Origin of the sequence: Ferrimonas lipolytica (assembly GCF_012295575.1) — a bacterium.
Classification (GTDB): Bacteria; Pseudomonadota; Gammaproteobacteria; order Enterobacterales; family Shewanellaceae; genus Ferrimonas; species Ferrimonas lipolytica.
In genome coordinates this window covers 3,658,278-3,676,426 of the sequence record NZ_CP051180.1, presented here as the reverse complement: position 1 = coordinate 3,676,426, position 18,149 = coordinate 3,658,278, and the positions used below count along the sequence as shown (strand labels likewise).

18 protein-coding genes are annotated in these 18,149 nt (G+C 47.9%); 5 read left to right on the top strand and 13 right to left on the bottom strand.

What is annotated here, in order from left to right; translation table 11 throughout:
- Positions 1–9: 9 nt before the first annotated feature.
- The 5 genes from HER31_RS16660 to lexA form a co-directional block, all read right to left on the bottom strand.
- Complete coding sequence (locus tag HER31_RS16660; protein ID WP_168662306.1) at positions 10–540, bottom strand: cytochrome c oxidase assembly protein; 531 nt, start codon at positions 538–540, stop codon at positions 10–12.
- 3 nt (positions 541–543) lie between these two features.
- Positions 544–2,172 carry a cytochrome c oxidase subunit I gene (gene ctaD / locus HER31_RS16655; protein ID WP_168662304.1) on the bottom strand — a complete coding sequence of 543 codons (1,629 nt, stop codon included), beginning with the start codon at positions 2,170–2,172 and terminating at the stop codon, positions 544–546.
- On the bottom strand, positions 2,172–3,302 hold the full coding sequence (gene coxB / locus HER31_RS16650) for a cytochrome c oxidase subunit II (RefSeq protein ID WP_420811004.1): 1,131 nt from the start codon (positions 3,300–3,302) through the stop codon (positions 2,172–2,174). The genes ctaD and coxB overlap by 1 nt, the downstream gene beginning before the upstream one ends.
- 215 nt (positions 3,303–3,517) lie before the next feature.
- Entirely contained in the window at positions 3,518–3,967 is a 450-nt protein-coding gene (locus HER31_RS16645; protein WP_168662302.1) for a SulA-like leucine-rich domain-containing protein, read from the bottom strand.
- Positions 3,967–4,590: a transcriptional repressor LexA gene (gene lexA, locus HER31_RS16640; RefSeq protein ID WP_168662300.1), complete on the bottom strand. Its 624-nt coding sequence runs from the start codon at positions 4,588–4,590 to the stop codon at positions 3,967–3,969. Before lexA ends, HER31_RS16645 begins: the two co-directional genes overlap by 1 nt.
- A 247-nt stretch (positions 4,591–4,837) precedes the next feature.
- Here lexA and plsB point away from each other — a divergent pair, with 247 nt between their 5' ends.
- Both plsB and HER31_RS16630 read left to right on the top strand, forming a co-directional pair.
- A complete protein-coding gene (gene plsB / locus HER31_RS16635; RefSeq protein ID WP_238786856.1) occupies positions 4,838–7,249 on the top strand; it encodes a glycerol-3-phosphate 1-O-acyltransferase PlsB in 2,412 nt (803 codons plus the stop codon).
- A 52-nt stretch (positions 7,250–7,301) separates the two neighbouring features.
- Positions 7,302–8,027: a tRNA-uridine aminocarboxypropyltransferase gene (locus tag HER31_RS16630; RefSeq protein WP_168662299.1), complete on the top strand. Its 726-nt coding sequence runs from the start codon at positions 7,302–7,304 to the stop codon at positions 8,025–8,027.
- Here HER31_RS16630 and HER31_RS16625 read toward each other — a convergent pair.
- From HER31_RS16625 to HER31_RS16605, 5 genes are read right to left on the bottom strand one after another with little or no spacing between them, the layout of a single operon-like run.
- The gene (locus tag HER31_RS16625; protein ID WP_168662297.1) at positions 8,022–8,609 is read right to left on the bottom strand and encodes a hypothetical protein; all 588 of its coding nucleotides are present in this window, start codon (positions 8,607–8,609) and stop codon (positions 8,022–8,024) included. The two genes, HER31_RS16630 and HER31_RS16625, sit on opposite strands and share 6 nt — an antisense overlap.
- A gap of 30 nt (positions 8,610–8,639) precedes the next feature.
- Complete coding sequence (locus HER31_RS16620) at positions 8,640–9,941, bottom strand: hypothetical protein (protein WP_168662295.1); 1,302 nt, start codon at positions 9,939–9,941, stop codon at positions 8,640–8,642.
- Positions 9,941–11,059 (bottom strand): hypothetical protein, encoded by a 1,119-nt coding sequence (locus tag HER31_RS16615; protein ID WP_168662293.1) that lies wholly within the window; start codon positions 11,057–11,059, stop codon positions 9,941–9,943. The genes HER31_RS16620 and HER31_RS16615 overlap by 1 nt, the downstream gene beginning before the upstream one ends.
- Positions 11,060–11,070: 11 nt before the next feature.
- On the bottom strand, positions 11,071–11,754 hold the full coding sequence (locus HER31_RS16610) for a hypothetical protein (protein ID WP_168662291.1): 684 nt from the start codon (positions 11,752–11,754) through the stop codon (positions 11,071–11,073).
- Between the two features lie 26 nt (positions 11,755–11,780).
- On the bottom strand, positions 11,781–12,599 hold the full coding sequence (locus tag HER31_RS16605; protein ID WP_168662289.1) for a hypothetical protein: 819 nt from the start codon (positions 12,597–12,599) through the stop codon (positions 11,781–11,783).
- 383 nt (positions 12,600–12,982) lie between these two features.
- Here HER31_RS16605 and HER31_RS16600 point away from each other — a divergent pair, with 383 nt between their 5' ends.
- A complete protein-coding gene (locus HER31_RS16600) occupies positions 12,983–13,759 on the top strand; it encodes an ETEC_3214 domain-containing protein (protein WP_168662287.1) in 777 nt (258 codons plus the stop codon).
- A gap of 25 nt (positions 13,760–13,784) precedes the next feature.
- Positions 13,785–15,116 carry a transglycosylase SLT domain-containing protein gene (locus tag HER31_RS16595; RefSeq protein WP_168662285.1) on the top strand — a complete coding sequence of 444 codons (1,332 nt, stop codon included), beginning with the start codon at positions 13,785–13,787 and terminating at the stop codon, positions 15,114–15,116.
- Here the strand turns inward: HER31_RS16595 and HER31_RS16590 are convergent.
- Positions 15,106–15,561 carry an NfeD family protein gene (locus HER31_RS16590; RefSeq protein ID WP_168662283.1) on the bottom strand — a complete coding sequence of 152 codons (456 nt, stop codon included), beginning with the start codon at positions 15,559–15,561 and terminating at the stop codon, positions 15,106–15,108. The two genes, HER31_RS16595 and HER31_RS16590, sit on opposite strands and share 11 nt — an antisense overlap.
- Complete coding sequence (locus HER31_RS16585) at positions 15,561–16,478, bottom strand: SPFH domain-containing protein (RefSeq protein WP_168662281.1); 918 nt, start codon at positions 16,476–16,478, stop codon at positions 15,561–15,563. Before HER31_RS16585 ends, HER31_RS16590 begins: the two co-directional genes overlap by 1 nt.
- Positions 16,479–16,710: 232 nt before the next feature.
- Here HER31_RS16585 and HER31_RS16580 point away from each other — a divergent pair, with 232 nt between their 5' ends.
- Positions 16,711–17,223: a hypothetical protein gene (locus HER31_RS16580; protein WP_168662279.1), complete on the top strand. Its 513-nt coding sequence runs from the start codon at positions 16,711–16,713 to the stop codon at positions 17,221–17,223.
- Positions 17,224–17,290: 67 nt separating this feature from the next.
- On the opposite strand, the gene HER31_RS16575 is transcribed toward HER31_RS16580, so the two are convergent.
- Positions 17,291–17,980: a glutathione binding-like protein gene (locus tag HER31_RS16575; protein ID WP_168662277.1), complete on the bottom strand. Its 690-nt coding sequence runs from the start codon at positions 17,978–17,980 to the stop codon at positions 17,291–17,293.
- Between the last annotated feature and the right edge of the window lie 169 nt (positions 17,981–18,149).

Here is an 18,149-nt window from a genome sequence, read left to right as displayed (position 1 = left end):
GCACTCTCCTTAGCCACGCTCGGTCACCGAGTCGGTGATGTTGTAGAGCGTGTAAGATAGGGTCAGGGTTTGTATGGACTCGGGCAGCTCTGGATCAACAAAGAACACCAAGCCCATCTCCGCTGTTTCTCCGGCTGGCAGCGGTTGATGATTGAAACAAAAGCATTCGATTTTAGAAAAGTAGAGCGCGCCTTGGCCCGGACTAACCGAGGGTATGGCTTGGCCAATGGTGTCTCGCCCCGAGTTGTTGGTCGCGGTAAAGGCGACCTGAGTGGTTTCACCAGGGTGAACCTCAATTCGTTCAACCACCGGCTCAAATTGCCATGGCATGTCTTTGCGCACGTAGGTAATAAATTCAACCGTAACGGTTCGTTGGCTATCGACAACAGTGGCCGCTGCTACAGCGGTATTACTGGTCTTGCCATTGATGCCGGTAATTTCACAAAACACGTCATACAACGGCACCAAAGCAAAACCAAAGCCAAACATACCAACCACCACTAGCAGTAGGGTCGTGAGCAAACGCTTGTGCTCAGCCATAAGCTATTTCACAACCGGTGGCGTGCTGAAGGTATGCAGCGGCGCTGGTGATGGTACAGTCCACTCAAGCCCTTCTGCCCCATCCCACACCTTGGCTTCTGCTTTCTTTCCGCCTCGTACGCACTTGATAACCAAGGCAAGGAAGATCAGCTGCGATAAACCAAAGGCAAAGCCGCCGATTGAGACCACTTGATTCACATCCGCAAACTGCAGCGCATAATCTGGGATCCTTCGTGGCATCCCTGCTAGACCTAAGAAATGCATTGGGAAAAACAAGACGTTGACTGACACGAGAGAGCACCAGAAGTGCCATTTAGCGAGCGTCTCCGAATACATGTGCCCGGTCCATTTAGGTAACCAATAATAGGCGCCGGCCATAATCGAGAAAATGGCACCAGTTACCAGCACATAGTGAAAGTGTGCCACGACAAAATAGGTGTCGTGATACTGAAAATCGACGGGGGTGATAGCAAGCATCAACCCAGACAGACCACCAATGGTAAACAAGACAATAAACGCCAGCGCAAACAGCATTGGTGCCTCAAAACTGATGGAGCCACGCCACATAGTCGCCACCCAGTTAAACACCTTCACCCCAGTTGGCACAGATATCAGCATAGTGCAGTACATAAAGAACAACTCAGCGGCGACCGGCATGCCCGTAGTAAACATGTGGTGTGCCCACACCAAAAACGACAGGCCCGCAATCGACGCGGTGGCGTACACCATCGAAGCGTAACCAAACAGTCGCTTGCGACTGAATGCCGGCACAATGGCGGAGATGATGCCAAAGGCTGGCAGGATCATGATGTACACCTCTGGATGACCAAAGAACCAAAAGATGTGCTGAAACATCACCGGATCACCACCACCGGCAGCATCAAAGAAACTGGTGCCAAAGAACTTGTCGGTGAGAATCATCGTTACTGCACCGGCTAACACCGGCATTACAGCAATCAATAAAAACGCCGTGATCAACCATGTCCAAACGAACAATGGCAACTTCATCCAAGTCATACCCGGAGCACGCAAGTTCATAATGGTGACCACAACGTTGATCGCGCCCATGATCGAGCTGATCCCCATAATATGCACCGAGAACACAAACAGTGCGGTGGAGTCTCCACTGTAGGTAGTGGACAGAGGGGCGTAAAAGGTCCAACCGAACGCTGGGCCACCGCCTTCCATAAAGAGGCTACCAAGCAGCATTGCAAAGGCGAACGGCAGGATCCAAAAACTCCAGTTGTTCATCCGTGGCAACGCCATATCAGGAGCGCCAATCATTAGCGGAATCATCCAGTTAGCCAAACCAGTAAAGGCTGGCATTACCGCCCCGAAGACCATAATCAAACCGTGGACGGTGGTCATTTGATTGAAGAAGTGAGGATCGACTAACTGTAATCCAGGCTGGAACAGCTCGGCGCGAATCACCATTGCCATGGCTCCGCCGACCAAAAACATAATAAAGCTGAACCAAAGATAGAGGCTACCGATCTCTTTATGGTTGGTGGTGTACAGCCAACGCTTTATGCCAGTTGCTGGTTGTTCGTGGTGATCATGTTCACCATGATCTGAGCTATCGAGAAGTGGTTCAGCAGCTTCTGTTTTTGCGTCATTAACGATGCTATTCATTATTGCTCTCCCTGCATCACGGCATCCACTTCAGTGGTTTGAATCACTTCACCGGTGTTGTTATCCCAAGCGTTGCGTTGATAAGTCACTACGGCTGCAAGCTCCCTTAGGCTCAGCTGAGCCCCAAATGCCTGCATCGCGGTTCCTCCCCGGCCATTAACCACCACATCAATATGTTCAGTCACATCTCCCGCGGCGATGGCGCTGCCATTAATCGCGGGGAAAACACCAGCAAGCCCCATGCCATTAGGCTGATGACAAGCAGCACAGCGACCAATGTAGACCGACTCACCTAATGCCATCGCCTCTGCCATGGTCATCTGCTGCTCAAGCGATGCTTGCTCCGCTGCTGCTGCATCGGTTGCCGCTTGCTGCTGGGCCACTAACCATTGGTCAAACTCCTCCTCCGGAAGCACCTCAACCACTACAGGCATAAAGCCATGGTCTTTCCCACACAATTCAGCACATTGACCGCGATAAGTGCCTGGTTCGTTAACCTTGGTCCAAGCTTCATTAATAAAGCCTGGATTCGCGTCTTTCTTCACCGCGAAGGCTGGCACCCACCAACTATGAATCACATCATCGGAGGTCATCAAAAAGCGCACCTTGCGATTGGTGGGCAACACCAGCGGCTTATCCACTTCCAACAAATAGTTATCGCTCTTTTCTTGCTGATTGCGGATCTGATCAGTTGGAGTAGAGAGGAGGCTATAAAACTCAATATCGTGGCCAAAATACTTGTAGTGCCACTTCCACTGCGATCCGGTGACCTGAATGGTCAATGCTGACTCCGACGGATCTTCCATCGCAATCAAGGTGCTGGTTGCAGGCACGGCCATGCCGATCAGGATGAGGAATGGCACCACAGTCCAAGCGATCTCAACTTTAGTGCTTTCATGGAAATTGGCCGGCTTTGCGCCTTTAGACTTGCGGTGATAGATCAAGGAATAAAGCATTATTCCGAACACTATCAGGGCGATAACACAGCAGATATAGAAGATTGTCATGTGCAGGCTGTAGACCTGCTCACTGATATCGGTAACGCCGGGGGTAAGGTTCCATGGCATTTCTACGGCCACGGTTGGCCAACAGAGTAAGGTGGCACTCATGCCAAACAGCTTCAACTTCACAAACACTTCTCCTGTCAACGTTGCAAAAGCAACGTCTCGAAGAAAGCTCGCACAGTAAGTCTCTGCTCTATGTAAGCTCCCTGATCCCTAAAGGGGCATGGGCATACGCTTTAACGGCTCACGTAAATACTGCCAGTACTGCTGCCAGTTATTTTTTGAGTTACTCCATTAAAACTACAACCTCATTTTAGGTTGATCAAGGGTTTGAGCACGCTTCATTGGTGAATTGGGGTGAATAGTGCGTTTGCGCTGTAAGTTTCCGAATGGAACAAAAAAGCTGGGCAATGAGCGCGTTTTTGTACTAAATCCAAACGCCTTCTATCTCGCGGATCTAATGGCTCAACCCAAGCCAAAACCGAAGCACAGGTGCCAGTGGTGAGCGCCTGCTCTAACGCCACCATGGCACCAATATCGTCGTCACAATTTATCCGTAACAGGCGATTACTATCAATCCCAGATTGGCGCACAAAGCCTTTCCAATCGCACTCTGGTGCGTTGATAAGTAAGATCCAACCCGCTTGTTGAGCTTGTTGTTTCAATTGAGGGGCAATCGCCAGCAAACCATTACCACGCTGACAACAGTGCTGAGTGACACTTGGGCGCTGACGCACCTGTGTTTGCCAAATCCCTGGATGACGATGTTGTAGGTTTGCTGATGATTTCATTATTGCCAATCTCCGTTGCGCACAACGCCGACGGCTAGCCCTTCGATGGCTAATGGCGTTTCAGTTAAATCAACTACGATAGGATCGTATTCGCTATTTTCTGCGTGCAGGTATACGACGTTGCCCTGTTTTTGGAAGCGCTTCACTGTTACTTCATCTTCACCGACGCGAGCCACTACTACCTGACCATTGCGGGCGGTTTGGGTTTGATGAACCGCCAGTAGATCGCCATCAAGGATGCCAATCTCTTTCATTGAATCGCCGCGAACTCGAAGCAAGTAATTAGCCTCCGGACGAAACAGCGATGCATCCATTTGATAGTGAGATTCAATGTGTTCAGCCGCGAGAATTGGTTCACCAGCGGCAACTCGGCCAATCAGTGGCAGCCCTAGTTGCTCTGGGTCAGGCTCATCAAAAAGAATGCGGATCCCACGTGAGGTACCCGGAACAATCTGGATATACTCTTTGCGAGCAAGTGCTTTTAAATGCTCTTCAGCGGCATTGGCACTACGGAACCCTAATTGACGGGCAATCTCAGCGCGAGTAGGTGGCATTCCAGTATCTTGCATGTGCTGCCTGATTAAATCGAACACTTCAGACTGGCGCGGAGTTAACGGCTTCATTTAAATACCTGTTTATTCATACAGTGAATATACTGTAATCATATACAGGCTGCTGATGATTTCAACAGCAAAGTCGATTTTCTCTTCGTTTTAACCACTTTAAGAAGGCTCTTGGCCGATAATCAGTGGCTTTTCATCCGCTGGATAGGTCCAACAAGTGACTGTTTGGATGCTGACTGCTGCCTCTTTTGGCTAATGGGTGTAAACTCTTCCGCCTATTTGTTAATTCTGTAGAGAAGAGAGTCGAGTGAGTAGTTCTAACCTGAGCCATTGGCAAAAGTCTGTGAACGGCCTTCAGCGGTTGATGGTAACCAGCCAACCGATCCCTGAACAGCCGATCCAAGAGCTAGATATCGATCTTAGCCGACCTATCGTTTACGTCTTACCACAAGACTCCTTCTCTGATCGTTTAGCCCTGCACGAGTGCTGCCTCAAGCTTGACCTGCCAAGCCCTTTTGCTCCCCTAGAGATCGATGGCGAAGAGGTACCGCGCTGGGTTGCACTGTCCGCAGCGAAGATGCTAACTGGTCTGTCGAAACGTCGTAATGACTTCCAAGCGAAGTTTGAACACCTGCTGGGGTTACACAAAACCAACCCGCAACTTGATGTGCAGGTGATCCCGGTGAGCTTACTGTGGGGACGTGATCCTGGTAAGGAGCAAAGCGTCAGCGCTACTATTTTGGCAGACGACAGACCAACCTGGCTCCGCAAGTCGCTCATTATTGCCATGCTTGGCCGCGATAACTTCATCCGCTTTTCCCGCGCAGTTTCACTGCGTTACATGGCCGAACAGCGAGGCAGCGACAGCGATATCGCCAGCAAACTTGCCCGCGTAGCTCGAGTTCATTTTGGCCGCCAGCGCACCGTTGCCACCGGCCCCAAACTGCCTGATCGTAACGTTTTGTTCCGTACCCTGCTTAATTCAGAGGTACTTAAAGATGCGATCGAAGAGGAAGCTCGTAGCAAAGGTATCTCGATCGAAAAGGCACGCCAGAACGCCCATAAGATCCTCGATGAGATCGCCGCAAACTACTCCGATAAGCTATTTCGTGTTGGTGATCGAGTGCTTGGTTGGCTGTGGACCAAGCTCTACAACGGCATCAATGTCCGCGGTGCCGAGCAGGTACGTCAACTAAGCCAAGACGGCCATGAACTGGTATTTGTTCCTTGCCACCGTTCCCATATGGATTATCTACTGCTTAGCTACGTGATCTACAAGCAGGGTATGGTGGCGCCACACATTGCCGCTGGAGTTAACCTGAATTTCTGGCCGGCAGGACCGATTTTCCGTCGTGGTGGTGCTTTCTTTATCCGTCGCTCGTTTAAGGGCAACAAACTTTACTCCACCATTTTCCGCGAGTACCTCGACCAGTTGTTTAAACGTGGTTATTCCGTTGAATACTTTTGCGAAGGTGGTCGTTCGCGTACCGGTCGGTTGTTGCCAGCTAAAACCGGCATGATTGCGATGACGGTAAACAGCGTAATGCGCGGCTTGGAACGGCCGGTATCGCTGGTTCCAGTCTATCTTGGTTACGATCACGTGATGGAAGTAAACTCGTACCACAAAGAGTTGAAGGGCAAGAAGAAGGAAAAAGAGAGTGCCTGGCAGGTATTCTCGGCGATCCGTAAACTACGTAACTATGGCCAAAGCTACGTCAACTTCGGCGAGCCGATATCGGTACACCAATTTATCAACCACAGTCAGCCAGATTGGCGAGAGCAGGTTGCCGACGGCAACTTCCGTCAAAAGTGGATGACACCGATGGTGAACCAATTAGCGAATCGTTTGATGTGCAACATTAACGATGCCGCAGCTGCCAGCGCCATGACGCTAACCGCATCAATCTTACTTGCCACCGAACAACACGCGATGAACCGCACCGCGCTCGAACGCCAGCTCGATATCTACCTCGATCTGCTTCGCGCGGTACCTTATACCAGTCGTGCCACCGTGCCTGAAGGCGATGGCAAAGCGGTACTGCAGCAAGTGCTCGATCTCGACAAGTTTGAGGTTGAGTCGGATAGCATGAGTGAGATCATCCGTATTTTCGACGGCACTGCAGTAACCATGACGTACTATCGCAACAACTCGCTGCACCTACTGGCGTTACCAGCCTTGATTGCGAGCTTGCTGTTACGCCAAGGTGAGCAACCACGTCAACAATTGGTCAATAACATTCATAGCATCTATCCATTGTTGCAAGCTGAGTTGTTTATTGGCTTAGCCGATAATGACTTAGATAACTATCTCGACGGCATCATCAACGAGATGTCCCATCAAGGGTTGCTGCAACAGCGCAATGACAACGTAGCACCGAACGGCAAGCATCGGGCTGAGTTACTGAACCTTGCTAACCAAGCGCAGGAAACCCTGCAGCGTTACGCCATGGTGCTATCTCGCCTTCAGCAAGAGCCAGATATCGAACGCTCAACTCTAGAGCGAGAGAGCCAAGCATTGGCCGAGCATATGTCTAAATTGCATGGGATCAGTGCACCAGAGTTCTTCGACAAGAAGCTCTTTAATACCTTAACTAATAAGCTTAAAGAGCTAGGATTGTTAGGGGAAGATGCCGATCACGCCAAGGTTGCTCAGATGTCAGGCTTGGTTTTGTCGTTGCTGACTGCACCGGTCTACAACAGCATTATCTCAGCAAAATAATCACTTTCTGACCCAATAAGTTAAGGCGGGGTAACCCGCCTTTTTTATAGCTATGTTGCAACCAAATAACGCCGTTCTCGAACTACGCCAACAACGTTTGGCCGTATCAACTCGCCCTTTTAACGCCCGCGGCGCGACAGTCGAGCGCTGCCCAAGGTGCCAAGTAGCGAAAACTCACTGCTGCTGCCAGTGGGCCCGCCCACAACAGTCCAAGATTCGATTTTGCTTATTGATGCACCCCAAGGAACCACTAAAGCCAACCAATACCGGCCGTATTATTGCTGAGATCCTGCCTAGTACTAGTGCCTTTTGTTGGCAACGAGTTGAGCCAGATCCAGCCTTCTTAGCACTGATACAGGATCCGACATTACAGCCATTTATTGTTTTTCCCGGTCAGTACAGTGAACCAGAGCGGGTGTGCGAGCAGGTTGAAATAGCGGCGGGGAAAACGCCACTATTGATCCTATTGGATGGCACATGGAAACAAGCCAGAAAGATGTTCCAAAGTAACTACCTTAATGACTTACCCGTGCTATCAATCAATCCAGAACAGCTGAGCCGTTATAAGCTACGCAGCGCGGCGCATGATCATCAGCTGGCCACTGCCGAAGTTGCAGCGCAGGTCTTAGCGGTTGCTGGTGAACCCTACAACGCCCAAGTGTTGGACGCCTATTTCCAAGTATTTTCGCAGCGTTACAATGCCGGAAAAATGAAAAAGCTCGCCGTCAGTGACAGCGAGCCTTTCCAATTTTTGCAACAGGTTAACGCTGAATTATAGATTCAAACGCTGCAATTCCGCTTCCAATTCTTGTTGCGCTTTTTGTGCTTTAAACTCTTCAAACATGGCCGCTTTGCTTTGTGGATCCACATCTGCTTTTGCACTAATTAACAGTGCATCGAACAACTCTTGGGTTTTGGTTGGGTTCATCGTTACCAGTGCACATAATTGCTTGGCACTGTCGATGGTAGCAAAGCTAACATGCTTGGCCATTGCCCCATTTAGGCGTTGCGCCGTCACCGTTTTTACTACGTTTTCAAAGGTTCCAGCGGTTTCAATCCCAGCCGTTGTATCGCTCTTTCGAGCGTAATTTTTATCCATTACAGAAACACGTAATTCAATCTGTTGCGCCAAATCAGCACGGGCAGCAGTCACAGCTTGAGATTTATCGATCTGCATATTGCCAGACCACGGTACACAGGTAGCGGAAGCCAAACCATTCTCTTCAGCTGGGCTAAACACCCACTCTGGTACATTATCTGTCTTATTAAACTGTTCTTGGATGTCCGCTTTTTCGTTGCTAGTAGAGCTACAACCGCTCACGGCGACAGCTACTAAAGCTGCAATACATAACTGTTTCATTATCATTCCTTTATAAAAATTTTTTAGGCATTAGAGCCGCTGTACCACAATGTGATTCGCATCCTGCGCATGGAGTGAAACCGTTTCTTGCTTCAATTTCAGCGTCAGATAATTCATTAAGTCGGTAATGCTGCCCATAAAGCGCAGTTGCACTAGGTGCTGATCGGCATCGGTTTGTAATGAAACCAAGGTGACCCCGGGTACCTGCTGTAGTCGTTGTTGCAGCTCTGCACGCGCAAGCAACGCGCTAGGAACCTGTATCTGTCGCTGAGGCCCACCAAGCTGTACCTGATGCATCATCGCATCAAGCAACGATTGCCTAATCGTTGTTTGATTTTTAGGTAGTGAGGTGTGCGCTTGAAGTAGCTCACGCTCAAGGTTCGGCATTCCGACTGGTAGGGTTAGTAGTTCTGGTTCATTGCTCCACTGAGCAAATTGCTGTCCCCACAAATCCCTTAAACCGATATCTAATCGCAATTGGGCTGTGTCCGGCTTTACGTTATGTATCGCAGATGTGACATCAAGAATAAGATCGGCAGCATCTGGCGTGAGAACACTGGCCATACCCCAATTTAGCAAACGATCAGAAAGTTCTGACTTCAACCATTGCTGCTCGCAATTGATGTAAACCGAAGGCGAACCCAGCATCATCACAATACGGTCAATCTGCTCAGACATATTAAGCGCCGTGACTTGAACCTGTGCAGTCAACTCTAAGCCTTGATTATCCAGTGGCCGTTGCGCCAATTGTTGCCACTGTTTAACGAAACCCTGAGATTGGGTAATCAACATAGTGGCGGCTGCATCGGCAAACCGCTGCTGCTCAACCACACCTCCTTGGCTGTACTGTTGGCTGTTTACCAGTACCCCAACCACCTGTCGAACCGCACGAGTAAGTGCATCGTTTTCAGCGGCTTGTCGTGCTGTTAATTCGCCTTTAGGCCAGCCTTCACCGACCACTGTTACGCTGTGAACCTCCGGTACGTCGTCGTCCCAATCGACCGCCCATTGGTCATCAGCGTGCGACTGCATTGCCGTTAGTGTGCCTTTAATACAGGTGTCATTACCGCTAACTTGGGCAGGTTCAAACTGAAACTGTTGCTGTTCCAATCCCAATTTAAGGTTTTTCAGGCCAAGTTCGTTCAGGCTTTGCTGGCTTAGTTGCTGCTTAATCTGTTGTTGCCATTGCTGCTTGGCTGCCTCAACCGCTTGGCTACCACGACCATAGCTGCACGCTCGATCGGTTAAGGTCGGCATCACTTCAGTACCACCAAGTTCAAGCGCGTCAACTGAAGTCGAAATACTAAGAACGAGCGCTAATCTCCACATCATCAGGTTCGACTCTTAAGGAAGTTGTTTGGTGTGCCCACCGAAATCGCAAAGATTTTAGCGTCGTTGCCTGGCCGAAAAATGCCATCTTCAGCTTGGCTTTTAATACTCTTAGCCGTTTTGCTGCGTTTCCAGCGTTTGATCATGCCATTAGCACTATGCTTCGACGGCACCACGTCAACTACTCCAATCGGATCGACAAAACCCGCTTCATACTGGAAGATGATCATTGTTTCATGGGGCAGTAAACCGGCATTTTGACCACGGTCTAGGGACACCTGATCCCCTTTAATCCCCAACACTTGTGCGGTTGACGGCATCTCTGACAGCATGCGCGTAAGCATCAGGTCGAAACCACGAGACGCCATGTCATTCAATACTGACGTCACGACAGTCTTATTGGTGTAATCGAAACCGGTGTAATAGCGGCCATTCACTTCAGCAAATGTAGTGGTTTTAGGATCGCGAACTTCGTTTGAATGAACCCGGATCTTGCCCAGATTTGGCGCGCTCATTTTCTCTTTGGTAAAAGGGTCAATAACTGCCGAAGTGAGTTCTAAACCATAGGTGGCTTGACCATTATATTCGCCGTAAAACGTATTGGCCGTTTTAACCGTATCGATCTTAAAGATATAGTCAGTCTTAATGACTCGATTTACCGCTGCCTGTTGAATAACCTCAGCAGCCCCTTGTTCAGCTAAACGCTGAGCTTGCTCAGAAACGACAACCTGATCATCGCGAGTTAAGATCCGAAAGCGGCTAAGTCCTGCAACTTGGTTTTCGAACATCTTACTAAGCTGTAAGTTATCGAGTGACTGCAGTGCTTCAACGCCTTTACCGTCGCCTTCCACCCGATTGCCTTCAAAATAAACGCGAATAATCGGTTTCTTCAACGGGCAACCGTCAACTTCATTTTCAGGGTCAAAGGTACATCGCTCCAACCCCTGCGTATCAAAATAAGGCGGCACCTCAATATCGGCATCGCTAAAGTCGCTTGCATCACGACTTACCGAAGCAGTCGAGCTTCGATTCACAACGGAAACCTCCTCAGTTTGGATCTGGGTTGAATTACATCCCGCCAACGCTAAGGCAATACTGGTAACTACTAGGTGCCGCATCATCAACTCGTTCCTTAAAGCTTAATGGTTTGCATCTGTTTCGCGATCTCAACCACCGCTTGGTCTTGTTCAATCAGCTCATTAGCTTTTTGAGCTAGGTCAACTCGGGTTTGAATGTTGCTCCACTCAGTTTTAATGGCGCCAACTTTGGTAAAGGAGGTCGCTGTCTCAGCGGTCAAGAATTGGCTGTAGCCACCGGACATCAGCTGCGATAACACATAAGCCTGTTCAGCAATCTCAATTGCCAATTCAACGTTCTTAGCAAAGATTTTGTCATTAGCAGCCTCATAAGCCGCTAAACGAGGAGCGATCTTTTCCTCTTGAGTCTTAGCCTGTGCATCAAAAGCTAAAATCGCCGCTTCTAAGCCCGCAGCATCCTTGTCTTTATTCGCATGTAAAAATGACTGAACATCACGATGATTTTCAGCGATGGTGCGGTACTCACTCATCAACTCATACTGGTGCTTAAATACTTCGTTAACTGATTCAGTTCCACGGTCTAAAACACTGTGCACAGGGGTAACTTCAAAGCCTACCGCTTCCATTTCGGCACGAACCATTTCGGTGTACTCAAATCGGTCCATCGTAGCGATCTGTTCGTTGCTCAATTCAGCTGCAGCAGACTCATCACCGGTAGATACACAGCCACCTAAGGCCAGAGCAGCAGTCATTGCTAATACGAGTGGCAGTTTTTTCATCATCATTCCTAGATTGATTTCATTGCTTAGAGTTGTTGGAGCTGGTTAACCAGCTCGGTTGTTAAATTGATTTCAGCGTTGGCGTAGGCATCCTCTAAAGCAGCGTTCCGATCGCCACCAATGCCGTTGTATTTGAGTGGAACATGGATACCGGGGAGGTGTAATGCGTCTTTATCTTTGAGCCTCAGATCCAGCTGTAATTGCGCGACTGTCTGCTGTTGGCGCTTGCCAAAGCGACTCTTGCTTTCGAGCAGCAATAAGTATTGATGTGGTGCGTGCGCCCGTTGGCTTAAACCTGATTGAGCCAATGCTAGATTGAGGCTCGACACTAAGGGAGCTGGTACCCCAGTTGCAATTAGGGCCACTGAATAGTTGTTTTGCTGGCTCGCAAGTTGCTTACGAAGCAACTGAAGTCGTTCGCCATCATCAATTCGTGCTTGTGATGCGAGTATTCGTTGGTTGTGACTGACTGCCGTAGCTTGATGTTCAAGTTCAGCTAGTTTGAGTAGTGCCGCAATACCATCCAGTGTCACCAGATCTTTTAATCCACTATCTAACTGAGCGATACCATAATTAATACGGTCCTGATATTGTTGATAAAAAGAGTATTTATCCACTGCAAGTAGTAAATACATCTGGCCATCAATACGTTGCTGCTCAACGACTTTTGGTTCAACAAAAGTAAGATCTTCGCTTTTCAATAGAATGCTCTGCTGAAAGCTGCTGTGGGTATCACCATTTAGTTTTCTGTCAACCTGAATAACTTTGCTACTCACCGTCGAGACAATCTGGTTACCGATATTTGCCAAGGCTCGCTGTTGCGCCTTTTGCTGATCAATACCCACTCCTACCCCGAACCATTGGTTGGGCTCTGATAATGGAGGATTAACAAACCAAGGCGGAACTTCATTTGCTGAAAGTTCATTCGAATAAACTATCACCAGCGTAAAAATAAGCAGCAGAATTTTTGACAAAGTAATCTTATCTCTTTATTAACATTTACACTGAGTTCACTCAAAAATACGAGCATTAGCCACTGGAGATTAACAAAGCATATAAAGTTAATCCAACAATGCACGGCAAAAAAATCGACATAGTTATAATCATCGACCGTAACAACAGCAACTTTAGTTAATATTCAACTGATAAATTTACAATCAAACCTTGTGTGTTAATCTTGTCGTAACAAGAATTTTTATTTTTTTAGTAATGGACTATTTAAAAAGGTATGAACGAGTCAGTCGGCGTACAAAATTCAAACAAATCTTTTAGGGAAAAAACTCGAGCGGCATTTGTCGGAGTAGTCGGCACAATGATCGGCTTTGGTGCCTGGAATGACACCAAAGATTTGAGTATCAATCTATATGAAGGGGCGTTGGCCCACTTTACCCACAAGCACGAATTTAACCATTTAAATCAGCTACATATAGGTAATTATCTACCCTATGCTGAAACAATATTTGGCACGCCATTAATGGTAAAGGACTCACAACAAGATCCTGCCATTCAGTTTCGTTATTATCCAAAAGATAAGTATTTATTGATTCTTATGACCAAACAGAATCGTATTGAAGGCTATCTTGTCCAATCCAATGAAATTGCAGATGACTTTAAATTAACAGGTCCATTTAATCCGCAATTACCATTTTTGGATAAAGCGTTAGGTGAGCAACCATTTTCCAGTTTTGAATTTCAAGATAATGGCTTTCAATTTGATAGCCATAATCTTACATATTTTATGGAAAAACGCGCACTTGGCGCACAAGGTTTAGATCTCAATCTCTATTTGGGAGTTAGCGACTACCCACAGTCCAACCAAAATTTATTAAGCTCCATCGGCGCGTTAGATAAAGCTGTGATGCTTGATGAAGAAACCGAAACACTTGCTACGATAAATACACTTCGTGCCGATTTTTCTCCCAATTTCTATGGTTTATCCAAGCTTAGCGATCAAGTAGTAGCGGAATCGTTACTAACCAAATATGAATTCAACACTTACCTTTAACGCACACTTGCAAAGGGCTTTCCAAATGCGCTTATCTTGGTTGATCGCTGGTGCTTGTCTTACCGCTGCCACTCCTATCTCCGCCACTGACGACGAGTTCGAACAGTTCAGTGCTAACTATATGCAAGAATTCGAACAATTTAGCATGAGCTATATGGATGAGTTTGAGCAGTACCAACAACAATATCTCGCCGCACTCGACCAATACCGTGGCACAGTACTGAGTAATTGGGACGATGGCGCCTTGAGCGATAACAAGGCCTATGTCAGCTACAGTGACGATCAAAACATTCGTACTCAAGTCGACTTTGATCAGCAACAGGTGGTTATCTCGGTTGTTCATGAGCCAGGACAGACGCCCAGTCCACAACAAATCCAGCAACAGCTAGATAAGCTAACTCAGTTAACGGTTGCACAAGCCGCAGCTAATGATCCCATTGAGTCTACCAAAGGCAGTGTTAGCGCTTCTCAACAAGCTGTGGTGCCATCGTTAAACCAAGCCAGTAAAAGCGACCTCGACAAGATGTTCGCGTTAGCCACTGTGGCAACTCGGGAGCGTCATTACGATAAAGCGAGATTGGCAACGCTAGAAAAGCAGATTGAACAACAAGAGCAGGCTAGCGCCATCGCTTTAGAACAACAGCTAGCAGATAACCAACAAGATGGTGAGCTACGACAAGCTCAAGCTCGAATCACCCAACGAGCCAAACAACGCCAGACCAAATTGGCGCAAGAGTATGCTAAAAGAATCAATGATCCAGCGAAGAAGCAGATTACCAGTTACACCATCAGCCTGCCCAAGGATAAATTGGAACAGCAGGTACAACCGTATTTGGCTGATGCGGTAACACAAGCAGAAAAATGGCAGATCGATCTATCACTCGTGCTGGCAATTATGCGGGCCGAAAGCAGCTTCAATCCGATGGCCCGATCGCATATCCCTGCTTTTGGTTTAATGCAGATTGTCCCAGCCAGCGCTGGCCTTGATGTCAACCAAACCCTCTTCAACATCAAGCAAAAACCATCATCAACACAGCTATATCAAGCGCCATACAATACCCAAATAGGCAGTGCCTATTTGCATATTCTGAATAGCCGTTACCTTAAAGGTATTACCAACCCCAAAAGCCGACGTTACTGTGTCATTGCCGCTTATAACACCGGCGCAGGTAATGTGGCTAAAGCATTTAATAGTGACCATAGCCGCAGTGTTAAAAAGGCGCTAACCGCAATCAATAACATGCAGCCTGACGAGGTCTATCAACACCTACTCGGTAACTTGCCGTACTCAGAAACCCAAAACTACTTGGCCAAAGTAACCAAGTACGACAGAGAGTTTCAGCAACTTAGGTTATAACTTGCCGCACCAGCAACACCATGCCATCACGGTCGATAACCTCGACCCTGATGCCTTGCTGCAGTTGTTGCTCAGTTCGAACGCGCCATAGGGTATCGCCAATCTGAACTCGGCTTTCACCACTTGGTAATGACTGTTGCAGTACCCAACTACGGCCAATTAATTGGGCTGCCCGATCATTAAGCTGAGGTTGTTCGGTGTGGTCATTGTAACTGCGAAAGAAGCGCCAGTAAGCCACTGTGAATATCACAGCCGCGATTGCGAACAGGATTAATTGATTGGCCCAACTGGTGTCAGGCCAAAAAAACAGGAATCCAGCAATAGCTGCAGCTGCCGCTGCCGCCCCCAATAAAAAACCGCCAATGCCGATGGCCTCGGCACCAAGTAACAATAAACATAGAATGATCCAATGCCATGGCTGCAATTGCGATAACCATTCATTCATCACTTGTTCTGCTCCTGGTGTTTAAACAGCTCTGCAATTCCTGCTACTGAGCCGATCACATTACTCGCTTCCAGTGGCATCATCACCACCTTGCTGTTTTCAGCGCTACCGACGGTTTGCAGCGCTTCAACATACTTTTGGGCAACGAAATAGTTAATGGCACGACTATCTCCTTCACTGATCGCAGCAGATACCACCCGGGTGGCATTCGCTTCAGCTTCAGCCAAACGTTCACGCGCTTCCGCTTCCCGTTTTGCCGCTTCCAGCTGCCCTTCCGCTTTGAGGATCTCAGATTGTTTTTGACCCTCAGCGACCTTAATAGCTGCTTCACGTTCCCCTTCTGCTTCTAAGATTGAAGCCCGCTTTTCTCGTTCCGCTTTCATCTGTCTAGCCATCGCATCAACAAGATCTTTTGGCGGGCTGATATCTCGGATCTCAATACGGGTCACCTTTACTCCCCACGGGTCGGTAGCCTCATCAACCTTAATAAGCAACTGAGCATTGATGCTATCTCGATTTGAGAGCATCTCATCCAACTCCATTGAGCCGAGCACAGCACGAATGTTGGTCATCACTAGGTTTTGCATTGCCAACGGCAGATTATTGACCTCATAAGAGGCTCTAACAGGATCTTGAACCTGAAAGAAGCAGACGGCATCGGTGGTTACTTGGGCATTATCAGAGGAGATCACCTCTTGCGGGATGATATCCAACACCTGTTCCATCATATTCTGCTTTCGACCAATGTTATCCACAAATGGAATAATGACCGTTAATCCTGGCTGCAGAACCCGAGTAAACTTACCAAAACGCTCTACGGTGTAATGGTAGCCCTGCGGTACCATCTTCACCCCTGTAAGCACCAGAATCACCGCAAAAGCTACTAATACAAGGGCAATTACATCTAATCCGAACATGAGTTTATCCTTTTCTCATTTATGTACTACTGCAGAATCTAAAATTGGCGTTCAATATTTCAGCAACTATCATTCCATTGTTGTTCGAATTAACAGCAACTTAATTTCCTATAATTCGAACAAAAAAAAGTTTTCAACACATTTACCCACAGGTGATACGTTGCAACAGCTCATGCAGTTCTTTAGATAAAGTTACACTAACTGCTTCATTAAACTAGGAGGCTTTTACAAAATGAAACGAATAATCCTAATGACTTTGTGTTTATTCGCACTTGGTGCATGTTCCGAACAGAAAGAGGATCTTCAACAAGCAGGTCAGGATGCTAAGGCAGCAACCAAAGATGTGATGGAAAGCGCCAAGGATGCCATGGCTGAAGCGAAAGACGATGCCACTACCGCGATGCAAGACGCCAAAGAAGCAACTGGTGAAGTTTATAACAGCGCTAAAGACTCCGCCTCTGATGCAATGTCTGACGCGAAAGACGCAACCAGCGATGCTTATGACAGCGTTAAAGAATCCGCCTCTGATGCAATGTCTGACGCTAAAGATGCAACTAGCGACGCTTATAACAGCGCCAAAGACTCCGCCTCTGATGCCATGGAGGATGCAAAAGATGCGACCAGTGACGCATACGACAGCGTCAAAGACTCTGCCTCTGATGCCATGGGTGACGCCTCTGAGGTAGCTGAAGACGCTTATGACGACGGCAAACAGAAAGCTTCTGAACTGCTCAACAACGATTAACTCGGCACTTCCCCACTGCAGCTATAAAAACGGCAGCCCCTTCGCTGCCGTTTTGTCGTCTTAATCCCTAATCTAAATTAAACAGACGCTTCTTATCTTCTGGTGACAACTCAGTAAGCGCAGTGGTGCCATCAAAAGCCGTCGCCAGTGAATAAGCTCGTTGTATTGCTGGCCGCCCTTCCAAGCGGTGAAACCACGCTGCTAGATTAGGAAAGTCCTCCAGTTGCTGACTCTGCTTTTGCCACGAGCGAACCCAAGGATGGCAGGCAAAATCGGCAATCGACAACTCACCGCAAATATAATCTTTGTGCTCTAACTGCCGTTCTAATACACCGTATAATCGAGTGGTTTCATTGATGTAGCGCTGTTGAGCGTAGGCGATCGGCTCAGGAGCATAGTGATTAAAGTGATGGTTTTGCCCTGCCATTGGCCCTAACCCACCTATCTGCCAATGTAACCACTGCAAGGTATTGCTGCGTAAACGTGGTTGTTGCGGTAGAAACTGGCCAACCTTATCCGCCAAGTATTCGAGTATCGCGCCAGACTCAAACACCGACAGTGGTCCAGCACCATCATTAGGCGCATGATCAATGATCGCTGGCATGCGATTGTTTGGCGAGATAGCCAAAAACTCCGGCTCAAATTGCGCACCGGCACCAATATTGACTGGCGTGATCTTATACTCCAACCCCGCTTCCTCTAAAAACAGGGGGATCTTATGGCCATTCGGTGTTGGCCAATAGAACAGTTCAATCATTTTCAACGCCTCTTTTTAAAACGATGTTTTACTTCAATAGCTTCACTCACTGTAGCGCACTGAGGTCGGCATACAACCTAGCACTGCGACAACAACCTGAGATGTAAGTGGTTACTTATGACTGTTGAGGTTTACATCAAGCCTTCGGCTCTATCGATTACAGTACTCT